The organism is Poseidonocella pacifica, from assembly GCF_900111875.1.
Classification (GTDB): Bacteria; Pseudomonadota; Alphaproteobacteria; order Rhodobacterales; family Rhodobacteraceae; genus Poseidonocella; species Poseidonocella pacifica.
This window is the reverse complement of sequence record NZ_FOJU01000002.1, coordinates 517,273-537,881: the sequence shown is the minus strand read 5'-3', so window position 1 is coordinate 537,881 and position 20,609 is coordinate 517,273. Positions and strand designations below refer to the sequence as shown.

Annotated in this window: 17 protein-coding genes; all 17 read left to right on the top strand. The window is 59.7% G+C overall.

The window, feature by feature from the left end; translation table 11 throughout:
• Positions 1-66: 66 nt before the first annotated feature.
• Positions 67-4,203, top strand: coding sequence for a DNA-directed RNA polymerase subunit beta (gene rpoB, locus BM234_RS07735; RefSeq protein WP_092062721.1), 4,137 nt, complete (start codon positions 67-69; stop codon positions 4,201-4,203).
• A gap of 175 nt (positions 4,204-4,378) precedes the next feature.
• Complete coding sequence (rpoC, locus tag BM234_RS07730) at positions 4,379-8,611, top strand: DNA-directed RNA polymerase subunit beta' (protein WP_092062718.1); 4,233 nt, start codon at positions 4,379-4,381, stop codon at positions 8,609-8,611.
• 221 nt (positions 8,612-8,832) lie between these two features.
• Positions 8,833-9,699, top strand: a complete 867-nt coding sequence (locus BM234_RS07725; RefSeq protein WP_139226783.1) for a glycosyltransferase — start codon at positions 8,833-8,835, stop codon at positions 9,697-9,699.
• A 257-nt stretch (positions 9,700-9,956) separates the two neighbouring features.
• Positions 9,957-10,328 carry a 30S ribosomal protein S12 gene (gene rpsL, locus BM234_RS07720; protein ID WP_005621086.1) on the top strand — a complete coding sequence of 124 codons (372 nt, stop codon included), beginning with the start codon at positions 9,957-9,959 and terminating at the stop codon, positions 10,326-10,328.
• Positions 10,329-10,341: 13 nt separating this feature from the next.
• Positions 10,342-10,812, top strand: coding sequence for a 30S ribosomal protein S7 (gene rpsG, locus BM234_RS07715; RefSeq protein ID WP_092062712.1), 471 nt, complete (start codon positions 10,342-10,344; stop codon positions 10,810-10,812).
• Between the two features lie 18 nt (positions 10,813-10,830).
• Positions 10,831-12,972, top strand: a complete 2,142-nt coding sequence (gene fusA / locus BM234_RS07710; protein ID WP_092062708.1) for an elongation factor G — start codon at positions 10,831-10,833, stop codon at positions 12,970-12,972.
• An 85-nt stretch (positions 12,973-13,057) separates the two neighbouring features.
• Positions 13,058-14,233 carry an elongation factor Tu gene (gene tuf, locus BM234_RS07705; protein WP_092062705.1) on the top strand — a complete coding sequence of 392 codons (1,176 nt, stop codon included), beginning with the start codon at positions 13,058-13,060 and terminating at the stop codon, positions 14,231-14,233.
• Positions 14,234-14,317: 84 nt separating this feature from the next.
• Positions 14,318-14,626 (top strand): 30S ribosomal protein S10, encoded by a 309-nt coding sequence (rpsJ, locus tag BM234_RS07700; RefSeq protein ID WP_044028221.1) that lies wholly within the window; start codon positions 14,318-14,320, stop codon positions 14,624-14,626.
• Positions 14,627-14,639: 13 nt separating this feature from the next.
• Positions 14,640-15,482, top strand: coding sequence for a 50S ribosomal protein L3 (gene rplC, locus BM234_RS07695; protein WP_092062702.1), 843 nt, complete (start codon positions 14,640-14,642; stop codon positions 15,480-15,482).
• Positions 15,479-16,096, top strand: coding sequence for a 50S ribosomal protein L4 (gene rplD / locus BM234_RS07690; RefSeq protein WP_092062699.1), 618 nt, complete (start codon positions 15,479-15,481; stop codon positions 16,094-16,096). The genes rplC and rplD overlap by 4 nt, the downstream gene beginning before the upstream one ends.
• Positions 16,093-16,389, top strand: coding sequence for a 50S ribosomal protein L23 (locus BM234_RS07685; protein WP_092062696.1), 297 nt, complete (start codon positions 16,093-16,095; stop codon positions 16,387-16,389). The genes rplD and BM234_RS07685 overlap by 4 nt, the downstream gene beginning before the upstream one ends.
• Before the next feature lie 544 nt (positions 16,390-16,933).
• Positions 16,934-17,776 carry a 50S ribosomal protein L2 gene (gene rplB / locus BM234_RS07680; RefSeq protein WP_092062693.1) on the top strand — a complete coding sequence of 281 codons (843 nt, stop codon included), beginning with the start codon at positions 16,934-16,936 and terminating at the stop codon, positions 17,774-17,776.
• Positions 17,777-17,779: 3 nt separating this feature from the next.
• Positions 17,780-18,058 carry a 30S ribosomal protein S19 gene (gene rpsS / locus BM234_RS07675; RefSeq protein ID WP_048532936.1) on the top strand — a complete coding sequence of 93 codons (279 nt, stop codon included), beginning with the start codon at positions 17,780-17,782 and terminating at the stop codon, positions 18,056-18,058.
• Between the two features lie 3 nt (positions 18,059-18,061).
• Positions 18,062-18,442 carry a 50S ribosomal protein L22 gene (gene rplV, locus BM234_RS07670; protein ID WP_092062690.1) on the top strand — a complete coding sequence of 127 codons (381 nt, stop codon included), beginning with the start codon at positions 18,062-18,064 and terminating at the stop codon, positions 18,440-18,442.
• Positions 18,442-19,149 (top strand): 30S ribosomal protein S3, encoded by a 708-nt coding sequence (gene rpsC / locus BM234_RS07665; RefSeq protein ID WP_092062687.1) that lies wholly within the window; start codon positions 18,442-18,444, stop codon positions 19,147-19,149. Before rplV ends, rpsC begins: the two co-directional genes overlap by 1 nt.
• A 13-nt stretch (positions 19,150-19,162) precedes the next feature.
• The gene (gene rplP, locus BM234_RS07660; RefSeq protein ID WP_092062684.1) at positions 19,163-19,576 is read left to right on the top strand and encodes a 50S ribosomal protein L16; all 414 of its coding nucleotides are present in this window, start codon (positions 19,163-19,165) and stop codon (positions 19,574-19,576) included.
• A gap of 324 nt (positions 19,577-19,900) precedes the next feature.
• A complete protein-coding gene (locus BM234_RS07655; RefSeq protein ID WP_092062681.1) occupies positions 19,901-20,446 on the top strand; it encodes a hypothetical protein in 546 nt (181 codons plus the stop codon).
• Positions 20,447-20,609: the final 163 nt, after the last annotated feature.

The window sequence follows — 20,609 nt, the reverse complement described above, 5'->3', positions numbered from 1 at the left end:
ATGGTCGCACCGTCGTAGCCCCGACGGCGGGTGCAACCGTTGAGAAACTGAAAGGTGACACCTAATATGGCTCAGTCCTTCCTCGGCCAGAAACGTCTACGCAAATATTACGGCAAAATCCGCGAAGTGCTGGAGATGCCGAACCTCATCGAGGTTCAGAAATCCTCCTACGATCTGTTCCTGAATTCCGGCGATCAGCCCGAGCCGCTTGACGGCGAAGGCATCAAGGGTGTTTTCCAGTCGGTTTTCCCGATCAAGGACTTCAACGAAACGTCGGTCCTCGAATTCGTCAAGTACGAGCTTGAGAAGCCAAAGTATGACGTCGAAGAGTGCATGCAGCGCGACATGACCTATGCCGCGCCGCTCAAGGTGACTCTGCGCCTGATCGTGTTCGATGTGGACGAGGATACTGGTGCTAAGTCTGTGAAGGACATCAAGGAGCAGGACGTATTCATGGGCGACATGCCCCTGATGACGCCCAATGGCACCTTTGTCGTCAACGGGACGGAGCGGGTCATCGTATCCCAGATGCACCGCAGCCCCGGCGTGTTCTTTGACCATGACAAGGGCAAGACGCACAGCTCGGGCAAGCTGCTCTTTGCCTGCCGCATCATTCCCTATCGCGGCTCGTGGCTCGATTTCGAATTCGACGCCAAGGATCTTGTGTTCGCGCGCATCGACCGCCGTCGCAAGCTGCCTGTGACGACCCTGCTCTATGCTCTCGGGCTGGATCAGGAAGCGATCATGACCGCGTATTACGATACGGTCGACTATCGCCTTGAGCGCAACACCGGCTGGGTCACGAAGTTCTTCCCCGAGCGGGTGCGCGGCACACGTCCGCCCTATGATCTCGTGGACGCGGCGACTGGCGAAGTCATCGGAGAGGCGGGCAAGAAGGTCACACCTCGCGCGGTGAAGAAGCTGATCGATGAGGGTAAGGTCACTGAACTGTTGCTGCCCTTCGAGCAGATCGCGGGCAAGTTCGTCGCGCGCGACATCATCAACGAAGAGAACGGCGCCATCTATGTCGAGGCCGGCGACGAGCTCACCTTCGAGCGCGACAAGTCCGGGGAGATCATCGGCGGCACGATCAAGGAATTGGTCGATGCCGGCGTCACTGAGATTCCTGTCCTCGATATCGACAACATCAATGTCGGTCCCTACATGCGCAACACCATGGCGCAGGACAAGAACATGGACCGCAATGGCGCGCTGATGGACATCTATCGCGTCATGCGTCCTGGCGAGCCGCCCACCGTCGAGGCCGCGTCGAACCTTTTCGACACGCTCTTCTTCGATGGCGAGCGCTATGACCTCTCCGCAGTTGGCCGTGTGAAGATGAATATGCGTCTGGCGCTGGAAAAGCCGGACACCCAACGGACGTTGGACCGTGAGGATATCGTCTCCTGCATCAAGGCGCTCGTAGAGCTTCGCGATGGCAAGGGTGACATTGACGACATCGACCACCTCGGCAACCGCCGTGTGCGGTCCGTTGGCGAATTGATGGAAAACCAGTACCGCGTTGGTCTGCTTCGCATGGAGCGCGCGATCAAGGAGCGTATGTCTTCGGTCGAGATCGACACGGTCATGCCGCAGGATCTGATCAACGCGAAACCGGCCGCCGCGGCCGTGCGTGAGTTCTTCGGCTCCTCGCAGCTTTCGCAATTCATGGACCAGACAAACCCGCTCTCCGAAGTGACGCACAAGCGTCGCCTTTCGGCGCTTGGCCCGGGCGGTCTGACCCGTGAGCGCGCCGGCTTCGAAGTTCGCGACGTTCACCCGACCCACTATGGCCGGATGTGCCCGATTGAGACGCCGGAAGGCCCGAACATCGGTCTGATCAACTCGTTGGCCACGTTTGCGCGGGTCAACAAGTACGGCTTTATCGAGACGCCCTACCGAGTGGTCAAGGACGGCCAGGTTACGGACGAAGTGCACTATATGTCCGCGACCGAGGAAATGCGTCACACCGTGGCGCAGGCGAACGCCAATCTCGACGAGGGTGGCCGTTTCGTGAACGATCTGGTGAGCACCCGTCAGAATGGTGACTATACGCTCGCACCCAACGAGAATGTCGATCTGATCGACGTCTCTCCCAAGCAGTTGGTGTCCGTCGCCGCCTCGCTGATCCCGTTCCTTGAGAACGACGACGCGAACCGCGCTCTGATGGGCTCGAACATGCAACGTCAGGCTGTTCCGCTCTTGCGTGCCGAAGCGCCGCTCGTTGGCACGGGTATCGAAGAAGTCGTCGCACGCGATTCCGGGGCTGCCTACATGGCGCGCCGCGCGGGCATCATCGACCAAGTGGATGCGCAGCGGATCGTGATCCGCGCAACAGCGGATCTTGAGCCCGGCGATCCCGGGGTCGACATCTACCGCATGCGTAAGTTCCAGCGCTCGAACCAGAACACCTGCATCAACCAGCGTCCGCTGGTGAAGGTTGGTGATACGGTTCAGAAGGGCGAAGTCATCGCGGATGGTCCCTCCACGGACATGGGTGAACTGGCGCTCGGCAAGAACGTCGTCGTCGCCTTCATGCCTTGGAATGGGTACAACTACGAAGACTCGATCCTGATCTCCGAGCGCATCGCGCGTGACGACGTCTTTACCTCGATCCACATCGAGGAATTCGAAGTCGCCGCCCGTGATACGAAACTCGGGCCGGAAGAGATCACGCGGGATATTCCGAACGTCGGTGAGGAAGCGCTTCGCAACCTCGACGAGGCCGGGATTGTCTATATCGGCGCCGATGTGGAGCCGGGCGATATCCTTGTGGGCAAGATCACCCCGAAGGGCGAAAGCCCGATGACGCCGGAGGAGAAGCTGCTCCGCGCGATCTTTGGTGAGAAAGCCTCTGACGTGCGCGACACCTCTTTGCGGGTGAAGCCGGGCGATTACGGCACAGTCGTGGAAGTTCGTGTCTTCAACCGTCACGGTGTCGAGAAGGACGAACGCGCACTGCAGATCGAGCGGGAAGAGGTCGAACGTCTGACCCGTGACCGTGACGACGAGCTCGCGATCCTCGACCGCAACATCTATGCGCGCCTGCAGACCACGCTGATGGGCAAGACGGCCGTCAAAGGCCCGCGCGGGGTCAAGCCGAACTCCGAGGTCAACGAGGAAGTTCTTGGCACGCTGACCAAAGGTCAGTGGTGGCAGATCGCCCTCGAGAACGAGGAAGATGCCAAGCACCTTGAGGCCCTCAACGAGCAGTACGAGGCGCAAAAGCGCGCTCTCAATGCCCGCTTCGAGGACAAGGTCGAGAAGGTGCGCCGTGGGGACGACCTCCCCCCGGGTGTCATGAAGATGGTCAAGGTGTTCGTCGCGGTGAAGCGCAAGCTGCAGCCGGGCGACAAGATGGCCGGACGTCACGGCAACAAAGGTGTGATTTCCAAGGTTGTGCCGATGGAGGACATGCCGTTCCTCGCGGATGGTACGCCCGTGGACTTCTGCCTAAACCCGCTGGGTGTTCCGTCGCGTATGAACGTCGGGCAGATCCTTGAGACACACATGGGCTGGGCCGCACGTGGTCTGGGCATCAAGATCGACGACGCGCTTGGCGACTATCGCCGGTCGGGCGATCTGACCCCGGTGCGCGAAGCGATGCGCCTCGCCTATGGCGACGATGTTTATGAAGAGGGCATCGAAGGCATGGACGAAAGCGATCTCGTCGAGGCCGCAGGAAACGTGACCCGCGGCGTTCCAATCGCAACACCCGTCTTTGACGGCGCGAAGGAACCCGACGTCAACGATGCGCTGAAGCGGGCAGGTTTCGACCAATCCGGTCAGTCCATCCTGTTCGACGGACGCACGGGCGAACAGTTCAGCCGGTCGGTGACCGTGGGTATCAAGTACCTGCTCAAGCTGCACCACCTTGTGGACGACAAGATCCACGCGCGGTCGACAGGGCCCTACAGCCTCGTCACTCAACAGCCGCTTGGTGGTAAGGCACAATTCGGTGGTCAGCGCTTCGGTGAGATGGAGGTCTGGGCGCTCGAAGCTTACGGCGCCGCCTACACCTTGCAGGAAATGCTGACGGTGAAGTCGGATGACGTGGCAGGCCGGACCAAGGTCTACGAGTCGATCGTCAAAGGCGAAGACAACTTCGAGGCCGGCGTACCTGAATCCTTCAACGTTCTCGTCAAAGAGGTCCGCGGTTTGGGCCTCAACATGGAACTCCTGGATACGGAGGAAGATGAGTAATCTTTGAACATGGTTGGGAAGCTTCCGACTTCGGTCGGCGCGTTTCAAAAGCCCCCCGGAAGCGACCCAACCTTCTTCAAATACCTTCGGCCAAAGCGGTTTCCTTGGGGAGTTCTCCTCCTCGCTGCATCAACCGATGTCATCTTTTTCTGAATCCCCTCCGAAAGGGAAAGCTATGAACCAGGAACTCACAAACAACCCGTTCAATCCGGTTGCACCGGTGAAGACCTTCGATGAAATCAAGGTCTCACTCGCATCGCCGGAACGGATCCTCTCGTGGTCCTTCGGCGAGATCAAGAAGCCTGAAACCATCAACTACCGGACGTTCAAGCCTGAGCGGGACGGCCTTTTCTGTGCGCGTATTTTTGGCCCGATAAAGGACTACGAATGCCTGTGCGGCAAATACAAGCGGATGAAATATCGCGGCGTTGTCTGCGAGAAGTGCGGCGTCGAAGTGACGTTGCAAAAGGTACGCCGCGAGCGGATGGGCCACATCGAACTGGCTTCTCCCGTCGCGCATATCTGGTTCCTGAAATCGCTTCCGTCGCGTATCGGCCTCATGCTCGACATGACCCTGCGCGATCTGGAGCGGGTCTTGTACTTTGAGAACTACGTTGTCATCGAACCCGGCCTGACCGAGCTTCAGTACGGCCAGATGATGACCGAAGAAGAGTTCATGGACGCGCAGGACACCTATGGTGCCGATGCGTTCACGGCCAACATCGGCGCCGAAGCCATCCGTGAGATGCTGGCGGCGATCGACCTCGAATCCGAGGCGGAACAGCTTCGTGCGGATCTCGCCGAAGCGACCGGTGAATTGAAGCCCAAGAAGATCATCAAGCGCCTCAAGGTCGTAGAGTCCTTCCTCGAATCCGGGAACCGGCCTGAGTGGATGATCATGACGGTCATTCCGGTCATTCCCCCGGAACTGCGCCCGCTGGTCCCGCTGGACGGTGGCCGTTTCGCGACGTCGGACCTCAACGATCTTTATCGTCGAGTGATCAACCGGAACAACCGCCTCAAGCGGCTGATCGAGTTGCGCGCGCCGGATATCATCGTGCGGAATGAAAAGCGGATGCTTCAGGAATCCGTCGATGCGCTCTTTGACAACGGCCGCCGCGGTCGCGTCATCACGGGTGCCAACAAGCGTCCGTTGAAGTCGCTGTCCGACATGCTCAAGGGCAAGCAGGGCCGTTTCCGTCAGAACCTTCTGGGTAAGCGCGTCGACTTCTCCGGCCGTTCGGTCATCGTAACCGGTCCGGAACTCAAGCTGCACCAGTGCGGCCTGCCCAAGAAGATGGCGCTCGAGCTTTTCAAACCGTTCATCTACTCGCGGCTTGAGGCCAAAGGCCTGTCTTCGACGGTGAAGCAGGCCAAGAAGCTGGTCGAAAAAGAGCGGCCTGAAGTTTGGGACATCCTCGATGAGGTGATCCGCGAGCATCCGGTCCTGCTGAACCGTGCTCCGACCCTGCACCGTCTTGGCATTCAGGCGTTTGAACCTGTGCTGATCGAAGGCAAGGCGATCCAGCTGCACCCGCTCGTCTGTTCGGCATTCAACGCTGACTTCGACGGCGACCAGATGGCCGTTCACGTACCACTCTCGCTTGAGGCTCAGCTCGAAGCGCGCGTCCTCATGATGTCGACGAACAACGTTCTGTCGCCTGCAAACGGCGCGCCGATCATCGTTCCGTCGCAGGATATGATCCTTGGTCTCTACTACGTGACCCTGGAGCGTGAAGGCATGAAGGGCGAGGGGATGGTTTTCTCCTCGATCGAAGAAGTGCAGCACGCGCTCGACTCCGGCGAAGTGCACATGCACGCCAAGATCAAGGCGCGCATTCCGCAGATCGACGAAAACGGCATGGAAGTCATGCAGCGCTTTGACACCACGCCGGGCCGCGTGCGGCTTGGCGCGCTCTTGCCGCTGAATGCCAAGGCACCGTTCAACCTCGTGAACCGGCTCCTTCGCAAGAAGGAAGTCCAGCAGGTCATCGATACCGTCTACCGTTACTGCGGTCAGAAAGAGTCGGTCATCTTCTGCGACCACATCATGACGATGGGCTTCCGCGAGGCCTTCAAGGCCGGCATCTCCTTCGGCAAGGACGACATGGTAATCCCCGAGCACAAGTGGGAAATCGTCGACGATACCCGCGATCAGGTGAAGGGGTTCGAGCAGCAGTACATGGACGGCCTGATCACTCAGGGCGAAAAGTACAACAAGGTGATCGACGCGTGGACCAAGTGTAACGACAAGGTCACCGATGCGATGATGGGTGCGATCTCGGCCGTGCAGAGGGACGAGAACGGCGCAGAGCGCGAGCCCAACAGCGTTTACATGATGGCCCACTCCGGGGCGCGGGGGTCCGTGACCCAGATGAAGCAACTCGGTGGGATGCGCGGCCTGATGGCCAAGCCGAACGGCGACATCATCGAAACGCCGATCATCTCGAACTTCAAGGAAGGCCTGACGGTTCTGGAGTACTTCAACTCCACCCACGGCGCGCGTAAAGGTCTGTCGGATACGGCTCTCAAGACGGCGAACTCGGGCTACCTGACCCGTCGTCTCGTGGACGTGGCGCAGGACTGCATCATTCGCCAGCATGATTGCGGCACGGAGCGGGCAATCACTGCCTCCGCGGCTGTGAACGATGGTGAGGTTGTTTCGTCTCTGGGCGAGCGCATCCTTGGCCGGGTCGCTGCGGAAGACATGGTTCGTCCGGGAACGGATGAGGTGATCGTAGCCGCAGGTGAGATCATCGACGAACGCATGGCGGATGCTGTCGAGGAATCCGCGCTGGAAAGCGTACGGATCCGCTCGCCGCTGACATGTGAAGCCGAAGACGGTGTCTGCGCCCAGTGCTACGGTCGGGACCTCGCCCGCGGCACGCGCGTCAACGTCGGTGAAGCGGTCGGCATCATCGCGGCACAATCGATCGGTGAGCCGGGTACACAGCTTACGATGCGAACATTCCACATCGGCGGCGTTGCTCAGGGTGGTCAGCAGTCCTTCCAGGAGGCCAACCAGGCGGGTAAGGCGGAGTTCCGCAATACCAATATCATCACCGATGCGGAGGGCGCTCAGATCGTTCTGGGCCGTAACATGCAACTGGTGATCGTGGGCGAGGACGGCGAGGAGCGTGCAAGCTTCAAGCTGGGCTACGGCACCAAGCTTCATGTCAAGGAGCACGACGAAGTCACCCGTGGTGACAAGCTCTTTGAATGGGACCCCTTCACGCTGCCTATCATCGCGGAGAAGGACGGTATCGCACGTCATGTGGATCTGGTGAACGGTGTTGCCGTGCGCGAGGAAACCGACGATGCGACCGGCATGACGCAGAAGATCGTGACCGATTGGCGTTCGGTGCCCAAGGGCAACGAACTCAAGCCCGAGGTCATCTTGATCGATGCCGAAGGCGAGCCGGTGCGCAATGATCAGGGCAACCCGATCACCTATCCGATGTCCGTTGATGCGATCCTGTCGTGTGAAGATGGTCAGGCCCTGAAAGCGGGTGACGTGGTTGCACGTATCCCGCGCGAAGGTGCCAAGACCAAGGACATCACCGGTGGTCTGCCACGTGTGGCCGAACTGTTCGAAGCGCGCCGTCCCAAGGACAACGCGATCATCGCCGAAATCGACGGTTATGTTCGCTTTGGGCGCGACTACAAGAACAAGCGTCGGATCGCGATCGAGCCTGCTGATGACACGCAGGAGCAGGTCGAATATATGGTGCCGAAGGGCAAGCATATCCCGGTGCAGGAAGGCGACTTCGTGCAGAAGGGCGATTACATCATGGACGGCAACCCTGCGCCGCATGACATCCTTGCCATCATGGGTGTCGAAGCGCTGGCAAACTACATGATCGACGAAGTGCAGGACGTGTATCGTCTCCAAGGTGTGAAGATCAACGACAAGCACATCGAGGTCATCGTTCGTCAGATGCTCCAGAAGTGGGAGATTCAGGACAGCGGCGAGACGACGCTGTTGAAGGGCGAACACGTCGACAAGGCGGAGTTCGATGCGGCCAACGAAAAGGCGATCGCCAAAGGTGGTCGTCCGGCACAGGGTGAGCCGATCCTGCTTGGGATCACCAAGGCCTCGCTGCAAACGCGTTCCTTCATCTCTGCGGCCTCCTTCCAGGAGACGACTCGCGTCCTTACCGAGGCATCGGTACAGGGCAAGCGCGACAAGCTCGTGGGCCTCAAGGAGAACGTCATTGTTGGCCGCCTGATCCCGGCGGGCACCGGTGGTGCCACCCAGCGGGTGACGCGTATCGCTTCGGAGCGTGACAATATCGTCATCGAAGCGCGTCGCGAGGAGGCCGAAGCGGCCGCCGCGTTGGCCGCTCCCGTGATTGAGGACGAGATCGATAGCGGCCTCGTCGAAACGCCGGAAAGCCGCGACGAATAAAGCCGTCATAAATCGAGTAGTAAGAGGCCCCGGCGCAACGCCGGGGCCTTTTGAGTTTGATCACGCGGACAATACAGCTTTCACTTTGCGGAGCAGGTTCTGTAACAGAGGCGGGTAGGGGGCTTTCACTGCGGCATGTGGCTTACCCCCCGTGGTGGCGACGGAGAGGACATGAGACGTACTCAGAGTGGCACGGACGCGCGCCTGTGGCGGCTCTGCGCATGATACCTGACGATCTGCAGGTACTCGGCCTGTGCCGGTGGTCTTATCCGTCGGAACTGCGGGCATTCAATCACGACTTCCCGACACTCGATGCACTTCGGGCCTACCTTTACGATCCGGCGCGGCTGGCGCTGCGCCTCTTCTTTTTCGAGCACCTCATCATGCCCTGCCTACGTGCCCAGACAGATGATCGTTTTACGCTTCTACTGATGCTCGGCGATCAATTGCCGGATCCAGCGCGGACCCGGCTGTTGGAGTTGGCGGCGCAAGTCCCGCAGATACGTCCGGTGTTCGTGGCCGAGGGCCGGAATCATCGGCGCATGGTACGGCGGCTGATGGTGTCGGCCCGTGATCCATCCGTAGCGGCGGTGGCGGAATTCCGGCTGGATGACGACGATGCCATCGCCGGCAGCTTCGTCGCACAGGTTCGTAGCATCGCTGCCCTTCTTGGCCCAGTTCATGCCCGGAACGGGCGCCTCGCGGTCGATTTCTGTAAGGGGCTGGTCATGCGCGCTGATCGGCCGGAGCTTTCGTTTTCACCGGCGTTGGCGCGGCTCTGGACGCCGGCGCTCGCGCTTGTGCTGCGCCCGGATGATCCGGGAAGCTTGCTCGATTATCCCCATATGCGGGTCTGGAAACAGATGCCAACGCTGAGCATGGAGCACCAGCCAATGTTCATTCGTGGCGCCCATGGGGGCAACGACAGCGCCTTGTCGGAGCGAAGCCAAAACCTCAGTGGATACGCCTTTGACCGCGCTGGCTTGCCAGACCTTCTGCGTGACGATTTCGGTATCAACCACGAGGGGTTACTGTCATCATGGCGGAGCTTCTGCAGGGGAAGGGATAGTGTCTTACCATTCAGTTGACAAGGCGCGCGACTCCCCCTATAGACGCCACACCTCGGCAAGGGGGCATTGCCTCCAGCGCTGAAAATCAGAACCGAAGTGGACAAGATCCGGGACTAGATTTCCCCGATCCTCTGGAAACCCACCGCGTCGTTCCTGTCAAAACAGGGGACGAATGCGGTTTTTGTGTTTTGCGGACGCGCAAGGCGCAATCGACGAGAAACCGCACGTCCTGACGTGCACGAACACATGTGTGAGCAACACGGGGATAGACCGGAATGCCAACGATCCAACAGCTGATCCGCAAGCCGCGGCAGCCGAAAGTCAAACGCTCTAAGTCAATGCACCTCGAGCAGTGCCCGCAGAAGCGCGGTGTCTGCACGCGGGTCTATACGACGACGCCGAAGAAGCCGAACTCGGCCATGCGGAAGGTTGCCAAGGTGCGCCTGACCAATGGTTTCGAGGTGATTTCCTACATCCCCGGCGAAAGCCATAACCTTCAGGAGCACTCTGTTGTCCTGATCCGTGGCGGCCGTGTGAAAGACCTTCCCGGCGTGCGTTACCACATCCTGCGCGGTGTTCTGGATACCCAGGGCGTCAAGGATCGTAAGCAGCGCCGTTCCAAGTATGGCGCCAAGCGTCCGAAGTAAGAGGATTTAGAGAATGTCCCGCCGTCACGCCGCTGAAAAACGCGAGATTCTGCCCGACGCCAAGTATGGTGACCGGGTTCTGACAAAGTTCATGAACAACCTGATGATCGACGGCAAGAAGTCGGTCGCGGAAACCATCGTTTACAACGCACTTGAGCGCGTCGAAGCGAAGATCAAGCGCGCGCCTGTCGAGGTGTTCCACGAAGCGCTCGACAACATCAAGCCGGCGGTTGAAGTTCGCTCCCGCCGCGTTGGTGGTGCCACATACCAGGTGCCCGTCGAGGTTCGTCCCGAGCGCCGCGAAGCGCTGGCAATCCGCTGGTTGATCACCGCCTCGCGCGGCCGCAACGAGAACACGATGGAAGAGCGCCTTGCAGGCGAGCTTGTCGACGCTGTTCAATCGCGCGGTTCCGCCGTGAAGAAGCGCGAAGACACCCACAAGATGGCCGACGCCAACAAGGCGTTCAGCCACTACCGCTGGTAACACGCAAGGGCATCCCCAATGGCACGCGAATATACACTCGACCGGTACCGTAACTTCGGGATCATGGCCCACATCGATGCAGGCAAGACCACCTGCACCGAGCGGATCCTGTTCTATACCGGCAAGTCGCACAAAATCGGCGAGGTGCATGATGGCGCCGCGACGATGGACTGGATGGAGCAGGAGCAGGAGCGGGGCATCACGATTACCTCTGCTGCGACCACGACATTCTGGTTCCGTACCGAGGACGGCGAGAACCCCACTGGTATCTACGGCGACACTCCGCAGGAAGCCAAGTTCCGGTTCAACATCATCGACACACCCGGTCACGTCGACTTCACCATCGAAGTTGAGCGTTCGCTCGCCGTGCTTGACGGGGCCGTTGCCGTGCTCGATGCCAACGCTGGTGTGGAGCCACAGACCGAGACCGTCTGGCGTCAGGCTGACCGTTACAAGGTCCCGCGCATCGTGTTCGTCAACAAGATGGACAAGATTGGTGCGGACTTCTGGAACTGCGTCGCGATGATCAAGGATCGCACCGGCGCGATTCCGGCACCGATCCAGATGCCCATCGGGGCAGAAGACAAGCTCGAAGGCATCATCGACCTCGTGACCATGAAGGAATGGGTCTGGAAGGGCGAAGATCTTGGCGCGAGCTGGGTCATTCAGGAGATCCGCGACGAGCTCAAGGATCAGGCCGAAGAAATGCGGGCCAACCTGATCGAGATCGCTGTCGAGATGGATGACGAGGCGATGGAAGCCTACCTCGAGGGCGATATGCCCACCGAGGCGAAGCTGCGTGAGATGATCCGCAAGGGCACGCTGTCCATGTCGTTCGTCCCCGTTCTTTGTGGCTCCGCGTTCAAGAACAAGGGCGTCCAGCCCCTCCTGAACGGTGTGATCGACTATCTTCCCGGTCCGCTCGACGTGCCGCCGTACATGGGCTTCTCCCCTGACGACGAAACAGAGACGCGCAACATCGAGCGCCGTCCTGGCGACGATCAGCCGTTTGCGGGCCTCGCGTTCAAGATCATGAACGACCCGTTTGTCGGCTCGCTGACCTTTACCCGGATCTACTCTGGCCTGCTCGAAAAGGGCGGTTCGGTGCTGAACTCCACCAAGGGCAAGAAAGAGCGCGTCGGTCGTATGATGATGATGCACTCCAATTCCCGTGAAGAGATCGAATGGGCAGGTTCCGGCGACATCATCGCGCTTGCTGGTCTCAAGGAGACCACGACCGGTGATACGCTCTGTGATCCGCAGAAGCAGGTGGTTCTTGAAACCATGACCTTCCCCGATCCGGTGATTGAGATTGCGGTCGAACCCAAGACGAAGGGCGACCAGGAGAAGATGTCCCAGGGCCTCGCGCGGCTTGCCGCCGAAGACCCCTCCTTCCGCGTCGAAACCGACCTCGAGTCCGGTCAGACGATCATGAAGGGCATGGGCGAACTTCACCTCGACATTCTCGTTGATCGCCTCAAGCGTGAGTTCAAGGTCGAAGCCAACATCGGTGCGCCGCAGGTTGCCTATCGCGAGACCATCGGTCACGAGATTGAGCATACCTACACCCACAAGAAACAGTCGGGTGGTTCGGGTCAGTTCGCCGAGGTCAAGATGGTCATCTCGCCGACAGAGCCTGGCGAGGGCTTCTCGTTCGAGTCCAAGATCGTTGGTGGTGCGGTTCCGAAGGAATACATCCCCGGCGTCGAGAAGGGCATCAAGTCCGTCATGGATAGCGGCCCACTTGCTGGTTTCCCCGTGATCGACTTCAAGGTCATGCTGATCGACGGTAAGTTCCACGACGTGGACTCCAGTGTTCTGGCGTTCGAAATCGCTGGCCGGATGTGTATGCGTGAAGGTCTGCGCAAAGCGGGTGCCAAGTTGCTTGAGCCGATCATGAAGGTCGAGGTTGTGACGCCGGAAGAATACACCGGTGGCATCATCGGCGATCTGACGTCACGTCGCGGTCAGGTGACGGGCCAGGAGCCGCGCGGCAACGCCGTCGCAATCAACTCCATGGTTCCGCTGGCCAACATGTTCGGCTACATCAACACTCTTCGGTCCATGTCTTCGGGCCGGGCGCAGTTCACGATGCAGTTCGATCACTACGATCCCGTGCCGAACAACATCTCGGAAGAGATCCAGGCCAAATACGCATAACCGGGTGGCGGGGGGTACCCCGCCCTACCCATCACCGTAGGGTGGGGAATGCCCCACCATCCGAAAGACAAGAGGAGCCAAGCTCATGGCAAAGGAAAAGTTTGCACGTAACAAGCCGCACGTGAACATCGGCACGATCGGGCACGTTGACCACGGGAAGACGACGCTGACGGCGGCGATCACGAAGTATTTCGGTGACTTCCGGGCCTACGACCAGATTGATGGCGCGCCCGAAGAGAAGGCACGCGGGATCACGATTTCGACGGCGCACGTGGAATACGAGACGGAGAACCGTCACTACGCGCACGTCGACTGCCCCGGCCACGCGGACTATGTGAAGAACATGATCACGGGTGCGGCGCAGATGGACGGGGCGATCCTCGTTGTGAACGCGGCCGACGGCCCGATGCCCCAGACGCGCGAGCACATCCTGCTCGGCCGTCAGGTTGGCATTCCCTACATGGTCGTGTTCATGAACAAGGTTGACCAGGTGGATGACGAGGAGCTTCTGGAGCTCGTCGAGATGGAAATCCGCGAACTTCTGTCGTCCTACGATTACCCCGGCGACGATATCCCGATCATCATGGGCTCTGCCCTTGCGGCGATGAACGGAGAGAACCCGGAAATCGGCGAAGAGAAGATCAAGGAACTGATGGCGGCTGTCGACGAGTATATCCCGACACCGGCACGCGCGGTTGACCTGCCGTTCCTGATGCCGATCGAGGACGTGTTCTCGATCTCCGGTCGCGGTACGGTTGTGACCGGCCGTGTTGAGCGCGGCGTAGTGAACGTGGGCGACGAGCTTGAGATCGTTGGCATCAAGGACACCAAGAAGACGACCTGCACGGGCGTCGAGATGTTCCGCAAGCTGCTCGATCGCGGGGAAGCGGGTGACAACATCGGCGCACTGCTGCGCGGCATCGATCGTGATGGCGTTGAGCGTGGCCAGGTTCTCTGCAAGCCCGGCTCTGTGAAGCCGCACACGAAGTTCGAAGCCGAAGCCTATATCCTGACCAAGGATGAAGGTGGGCGTCACACGCCGTTCTTCGCCAACTATCGCCCGCAGTTCTACTTCCGCACGACGGACGTGACCGGAACGGTGACACTGGCCGAAGGCACGGAGATGGTGATGCCGGGCGACAACGTGTCGTTCGCGGTAGAACTGATCGCACCGATCGCCATGGAAGACGGTCTGCGCTTCGCCATCCGTGAAGGCGGCCGCACCGTCGGCGCCGGCGTCGTCGCCAAGATCATCGAGTAAGCAAGAAAACCTTCGGGTTCGACGAGGGCCGGCGGATGAGCCGCCGGCCCTCCTATCAACTCCAAAGCCGCGAAAGGCTAAGAAATGCAAAGCCAGAACATTCGCATTCGGCTGAAGGCCTTCGATTACCGGGTGCTGGATGCCAGCACGCAGGAAATCGTGAATACGGCCAAGCGGACCGGCGCACAGGTGCGCGGGCCCATTCCGCTGCCGAACAAGATCGAAAAGTTCACCGTTCTGCGTGGTCCCCACGTCGACAAGAAATCCCGTGACCAGTTCGAGATCCGCACACACAAGCGGCTGCTCGACATCGTCGATCCGACCCCGCAAACCGTGGACGCGCTCATGAAGCTCGACCTGGCTGCTGGCGTCGACGTTCAGATTTCGGTTTAAGGAGGGCACCACCATGTTGCGCTCTGGCGTAATCGCAAAGAAAGTCGGCATGACCCGGCTTTTCATGGACGACGGAAAGCAGATTCCTGTGACCGTTCTCCAACTCGACAAACTTCAGGTCGTCGCACAGCGGACCGCAGATGAGCACGGCTATTCCGCTGTTCAACTCGGTGCCGGTACGGCCAAGGCCAAGCGGACTTCCAAGGCCATGCGCGGCCACTTTGCCGTTGCCAAGGTTGAGCCGAAGCGGAAGGTTGCTGAGTTCCGTGTTGATGCGGACAACCTGATTGCCGTTGGCGAAGAGATCACGGCTGACCACTACTTCGAAGGTCAGTTCGTCGACGTCTCCGGGACCTCGATCGGTAAGGGTTTTGCCGGTGCCATGAAGCGGCACAACTTCGGCGGCCTTCGTGCGTCGCACGGCGTGTCGATCTCTCACCGTTCGCACGGCTCCACCGGGCAGTGTCAGGATCCGGGCAAGGTCTTCAAGGGCAAGAAAATGGCCGGTCATATGGGCGCGGCCCGTGTGACTACCCAGAACCTTCAGGTTGTGCGCACCGATGCGGGCCGCGGCCTGATCATGGTCAAGGGCGCGGTTCCGGGTTCCAAGGGTGGCTGGGTCACGATCAAGGATGCGGTAAAAAAGCCGTTCCCCGAGAACGCGATTCTTCCCGCCGCGCTGAAGTCCGCCGCTGAAGAAGCCGCGAAAGCCGCTGAAGAGGCCGCAGCCGCAGCCGAAGCAGAGGCAAAAGCAGCAGAGGCCGCAGCAGCAGCCGAAGCCGCCGCCGCGGAAGAAGCCGCTCTGAAGGAGGCTGAGGCCGAAATTCAGGCCGAGAAGAAGGAAGGCGACGAATGAAACTCGACGTGATCAATCTGGACGGCGGCACTGCCGGGTCGGTCGAGCTGGACGAGGCCCTCTTTGGGCTGGAGCCGCGCGCCGACATCCTGCACCGCGTTGTCCGCTGGCAGCGTAACAACGCCCAGCAAGGCACCCACAAGGTCAAGACCCGGACCGAAACCAGCTACTCGACCAAGAAGATCTATCGCCAGAAGGGCACCGGCGGCGCACGCCACGGTGACCGGAATGCGCCGATCTTCCGCAAGGGTGGTATCTACAAGGGGCCAACCCCGCGTAGCCACGGCCATGACCTGCCCAAGAAGTTCCGCAAGCTTGGCCTGTGCCACGCCCTGTCCGCCAAGGCGAAAGCCGGCGAACTCGTCGTGATCGAGTCCGCGGAATCCGAAGGCAAGACCGGTGCCCTTGCGAAGCAGGTGAAGAACCTCGGTTGGAAGCGCGCGCTCATCATTGATGGCGCGTCGGTCAACGAAGGGTTCGCCAAGGCTGCACGCAACATCGAAGGGCTCGACGTCCTGCCGACGATGGGCGCAAACGTGTATGACATTCTCAAGCGTGATATCCTCGTGATCACGAAGGCGGGTGTCGAAGCTCTGGAGGCTCGTTTGAAATGAGCGCGAAAGCTGAACATTACGACGTAATCCGCAAGCCGATTATCACCGAGAAGACCACCATGGCGTCCGAAAACGGCGCAGTTGTGTTCGAAGTGGCAATCGACAGCAACAAGCCTCAGATCAAGGAGGCCGTCGAGGCGCTCTTTGGTGTAAAGGTGAAAGCGGTCAATACGACGATCACCAAAGGCAAGGCCAAGCGGTTCAAGGGCATCCTTGGTCGCCGCAAGGACGTCAAGAAGGCCTACGTGACCCTCGAAGAGGGAAACACCATCGACGTGACCACTGGTCTCTGATCTGATCGAAGGTTGAGAATATGGCCCCAGCTGCGAAAGCGGCTGGGGCCTTTTTTATTTTTTCGGCAAGACACAAGTATGCTGCGGACAGCCGCTGCTATCGCGGAGGTGACCGTCACACCATACGCGGCGGTACCGCTGCCTGCGGGCGCGCCGATGCTGTTGGTCGATGCTGTTGGTCGATCTTGGGTTGCTTGCCTTTTTGCACCGCCGCGCCGGCGGCTGAGGTCTTGTGTTTGTACCCCTAACCGCGTCGATCACCCGGCTAGAGGCCCCTTGCGCATATGATCGGTTGAGGCAGTCAGGGGCGCTGTTTTGAGGAGCTGCCCCATGTTCCCGTTATAAGGGTGAGGGTGCCTTGACGACTGATCCGCTATCCCCTAAACGACCCCATGCGCTGCGGCCCCGGATTCGTCCGGGGTTTCGTTATTAGCGCTGCAAGATTTTCGCCGGGGACCTTCGGGGCCCTATACCAAGAGGGCCCTCCGAGGCCCCACACATAGCGGGAAACAACTCCCGCACTGCTAAACGGAAGACAGAAAGCATGGCACTCAAGTCGTATAAGCCGACGACGCCGGGCCAGCGCGCGCTGGTGCTGATCGACCGTTCGGAGCTGTGGAAAGGACGTCCCGTCAAATCCCTTACTGAGGGTTTGACGAAATCGGGCGGCCGGAACAACACCGGACGGATCACATCGCGTCGTCGCGGCGGTGGGGCAAAGCGCCTCTATCGGATCGTCGATTTCAAACGTACTAAATTCGATGTGGCGGCCACCGTCGAGCGGATCGAATATGACCCGAACCGGACGGCCTTCATCGCTCTGGTGAAATATGAAGATGGTGAGCAGGCCTATATCCTGGCACCACAGCGACTCGCCGTAGGCGATACTGTCGTTGCCTCCGCCAAAGCCGACATCAAGCCCGGTAACGCAATGCCCTTCGCTGGCATGCCGATCGGGACGATCGTTCACAACATTGAGCTCAAGCCAGGCAAGGGCGGTCAGATCGCACGCGCCGCCGGTACATATGCTCAGTTTGTCGGTCGTGATGGCGGCTATGCACAGATTCGCCTCTCCTCCGGCGAATTGCGGATGGTGCGTCAGGAATGCATGGCCACCGTTGGTGCCGTGTCGAACCCCGACAACAGCAACCAGAACTTCGGCAAGGCCGGTCGTGTCCGGCACATGGGCAAGCGCCCGTCGGTCCGTGGTGTGGCAATGAACCCGATCGATCACCCCCACGGCGGTGGTGAAGGCCGGACCTCCGGTGGTCGTACACCGGTTACCCCATGGGGTAAGGACACCAAGGGCAAGCGGACCCGCGACAAGAACAAGGCGTCGCAGAAGCTCATCATCCGCTCGCGGCACGCCAAGAAGAAAGGGCGCTAATCAATGTCTCGTTCCGTATGGAAAGGCCCCTTCGTCGATGCCTACGTGCTGAAAAAAGCCGAAGCGTCGCGTGAGTCGGGCCGCAATGAAGTCATCAAGATCTGGTCGCGTCGCTCAACGATCCTGCCCCAATTCGTGGGCCTGACGTTTGGCGTATACAACGGCCAGAAGCATATCCCAGTCAACGTCTCGGAAGACATGATCGGTCAGAAGTTCGGTGAGTATTCGCCGACGCGGACCTATTATGGTCACGCCGCGGACAAGAAAGCGAAGCGGAAGTAAGTCATGGGCAAGGAAAAGAACCCCCGCCGCGTGGCCGACAATGAAGCAATGGCAAAACTGCGCATGCTTCGTACGTCCCCGCAGAAGCTCAACCTGGTAGCCGCGATGATCCGTGGCAAGAAGGTCGAAAAGGCGCTTAGCGACTTGACCTTCTCGAACAAGCGGATCGCGGACGACGTGAAGAAGTGCCTTCAGTCGGCCATCGCCAATGCCGAGAACAACCACAACCTCGACGTGGACGAGCTTGTCGTCGCAGAGGCTTACGTGGGTAAGAACCTTACGATGAAACGCGGTCGTCCGCGGGCACGTGGCCGGTTCGGTCGCATCATCAAGCCGTTCTCGGAGCTCACCATCAAGGTGCGCCAGATTGAGGAGCAAGCCTAATGGGTAACAAAGTCAATCCGATCGGCATGCGCCTTCAGGTCAACCGCACTTGGGACAGCCGCTGGTACGCTGACACGAAGGACTACGGCGATCTTCTTCTGGAAGACATCAGAATCCGTGAGTTCATCAAGGACGAGTGCAAGCAGGCCGGTGTTGCCCGCGTGATCATCGAGCGGCCGCACAAAAAGTGCCGCGTGACGATCCACACAGCACGTCCAGGTGTTATCATCGGCAAGAAGGGCGCTGACATCGAGACACTTCGCAAGAAGCTCTCCTCGATGACCGACAGCGAGCTTCACCTCAACATCGTTGAGGTTCGCAAGCCCGAACTTGACGCGCAGTTGGTTGCCGAGTCGATCGCACAGCAACTCGAGCGCCGTGTGTCGTTCCGCCGCGCCATGAAGCGGTCCGTCCAGAACTCCATGCGCATGGGCGCACTGGGGATCCGGGTCAACGTCGCGGGCCGCCTTGGTGGCGCCGAGATCGCGCGGACCGAATGGTATCGTGAAGGCCGCGTGCCGCTCCATACCCTTCGTGCTGACATCGACTACGCTACTGCCGAAGCCACGACGCCATACGGAATCATCGGGGTGAAGGTCTGGATCTTCAAGGGCGAGATCCTCGAGCATGATCCGTCGGCTCGTGATCGTAAGACCCAGGAAATCCAGGATGGCCCGGCCCCGCGTGGCGCCGGCGGCCGCCGCTGAGGAGACGTGACAGATGCTGCAACCAAAGCGCACAAAGTTCCGCAAACAGCATAAGGGCCGTATTCACGGTCTGGCTAAAGGCGGCTCCGACCTCAACTTCGGGACTTACGGTCTGAAGGCTACTCAGCCAGAGCGCATTACAGCGCGTCAGATCGAAGCTGCTCGTCGTGCCATGACGCGTCATATGAAGCGTCAGGGTCGTGTCTGGATCCGGATTTTCCCGGATACTCCAGTAACCTCCAAGCCCACCGAAGTTCGGATGGGTAAGGGTAAGGGCTCAGTTGATTTCTGGGCGGCCAAGGTGAAACCCGGTCGCGTGATGTTCGAGATCGATGGTGTATCCGAAGACGTCGCACGCGAGGCTTTGCGCCTGGCTGCGATGAAACTTCCGATCAAGACCCGCCTTGTGGTTCGCGAAGACTGGTAAACCCGTCCTAGCGTGAGAGACAAAGCCCTTCCCGGTCATGCCGGGGAGGGCTTCTTCGTTTTACCAAGAGTGGCTTATACCGGGGTTTTCAGGATCGATACTGGCTTTCGCCAGATCAAATCTTCGCGCCGAAAAACAGTCTGTTTCCTCAAAATGCTAACCGAAAGTAAACTAGGATAATTGAGATTTCCTAGAGTCGTCCTAAAACTCTTAGTTGTGGGGCCAAGATGAGTCTCGCTCGTCGAAAATGCGAGGAGCGTTACGACAGCGGAGGATTGTGTCTTCGTTTGAGCGTGAACTCGCGCGTCCTGGAGGGACACTTTTATGATTTCTAGTTTCAAATCTCTGGGGGTTGCAGCCTTGTTCTGTGTTGCGGCGAGCATGGCTTCTGCCGTCACGGTGAAACCGTTCGACACCCCCCTTTCCGCAGGCGACGCGACATATGGCAACGCTGTGGCCATGGCTGGGGAATCCTTCGCAGGGGAAACGCTTTCTTTTGCGGCCGCCACGGACTTGCTCGCCAAGATTACGGCGACGATAAACCCGTTTTTCCTCTCCCCGGGTGGCGTTCCGTCCAACACGATTTCGCTCTCCTATGCGATCGATGCTGATCCGGCGATTCCTCTGGCAGTTACCACAGTTCTCATCGGTCCGGGTTCGGTTGGGGCAACGGGGTTGAACATCTTTTTGGGTGCGGGACAAACGCTCAGCTTCTTCCTCAACGGCAAAGCTGGCCCTTCGGGCAACCAGGTAACCTTCGCTGTGGAAACAGCGCCGGCGCCTGTGCCGATCGTTCCGGCCGGCGCGTTGGGGCTTACGGGTATTCTCGCTTTGGCGTCGCTCCGTCGCCGCAAAGCGAAAGCCAACTGATCTGAAGTTAGCAGTGCCGACCGTTTTGCGGTCGGCGCATATGGCGGGTACGGGGGCCTTCGCAGGCAGTCCGGCCCGCTTTTTTGTACCAAGTTCTGCGCTGGACTTGGTAGGGGTTGCGCCGGATGCGTTTGAACCCTATACGGCCCCTTCATCACGAACT

Excerpts from the sequence above, each read along its gene's own strand:
- rpsJ (WP_044028221.1), top strand. The coding sequence starts at position 14,318 with ATGCAAAGCCAGAACATTCGCATTCGGCTGAAGGCCTTCGATTACCGG.
- fusA (WP_092062708.1), top strand. The coding sequence starts at position 10,831 with ATGGCACGCGAATATACACTCGACCGGTACCGTAACTTCGGGATCATG.
- rpoC (WP_092062718.1), top strand. The coding sequence starts at position 4,379 with ATGAACCAGGAACTCACAAACAACCCGTTCAATCCGGTTGCACCGGTG.
- rplD (WP_092062699.1), top strand. The coding sequence starts at position 15,479 with ATGAAACTCGACGTGATCAATCTGGACGGCGGCACTGCCGGGTCGGTC.
- rplC (WP_092062702.1), top strand. The coding sequence starts at position 14,640 with ATGTTGCGCTCTGGCGTAATCGCAAAGAAAGTCGGCATGACCCGGCTT.
- rpoB (WP_092062721.1), top strand. The coding sequence starts at position 67 with ATGGCTCAGTCCTTCCTCGGCCAGAAACGTCTACGCAAATATTACGGC.
- rpsL (WP_005621086.1), top strand. The coding sequence starts at position 9,957 with ATGCCAACGATCCAACAGCTGATCCGCAAGCCGCGGCAGCCGAAAGTC.
- rpsC (WP_092062687.1), top strand. The coding sequence starts at position 18,442 with ATGGGTAACAAAGTCAATCCGATCGGCATGCGCCTTCAGGTCAACCGC.
- rpsS (WP_048532936.1), top strand. The coding sequence starts at position 17,780 with ATGTCTCGTTCCGTATGGAAAGGCCCCTTCGTCGATGCCTACGTGCTG.
- rplP (WP_092062684.1), top strand. The coding sequence starts at position 19,163 with ATGCTGCAACCAAAGCGCACAAAGTTCCGCAAACAGCATAAGGGCCGT.
- BM234_RS07655 (WP_092062681.1), top strand. The coding sequence starts at position 19,901 with ATGATTTCTAGTTTCAAATCTCTGGGGGTTGCAGCCTTGTTCTGTGTT.
- rplV (WP_092062690.1), top strand. The coding sequence starts at position 18,062 with ATGGGCAAGGAAAAGAACCCCCGCCGCGTGGCCGACAATGAAGCAATG.
- rpsG (WP_092062712.1), top strand. The coding sequence starts at position 10,342 with ATGTCCCGCCGTCACGCCGCTGAAAAACGCGAGATTCTGCCCGACGCC.
- BM234_RS07685 (WP_092062696.1), top strand. The coding sequence starts at position 16,093 with ATGAGCGCGAAAGCTGAACATTACGACGTAATCCGCAAGCCGATTATC.
- rplB (WP_092062693.1), top strand. The coding sequence starts at position 16,934 with ATGGCACTCAAGTCGTATAAGCCGACGACGCCGGGCCAGCGCGCGCTG.
- tuf (WP_092062705.1), top strand. The coding sequence starts at position 13,058 with ATGGCAAAGGAAAAGTTTGCACGTAACAAGCCGCACGTGAACATCGGC.
- BM234_RS07725 (WP_139226783.1), top strand. The coding sequence starts at position 8,833 with ATGATACCTGACGATCTGCAGGTACTCGGCCTGTGCCGGTGGTCTTAT.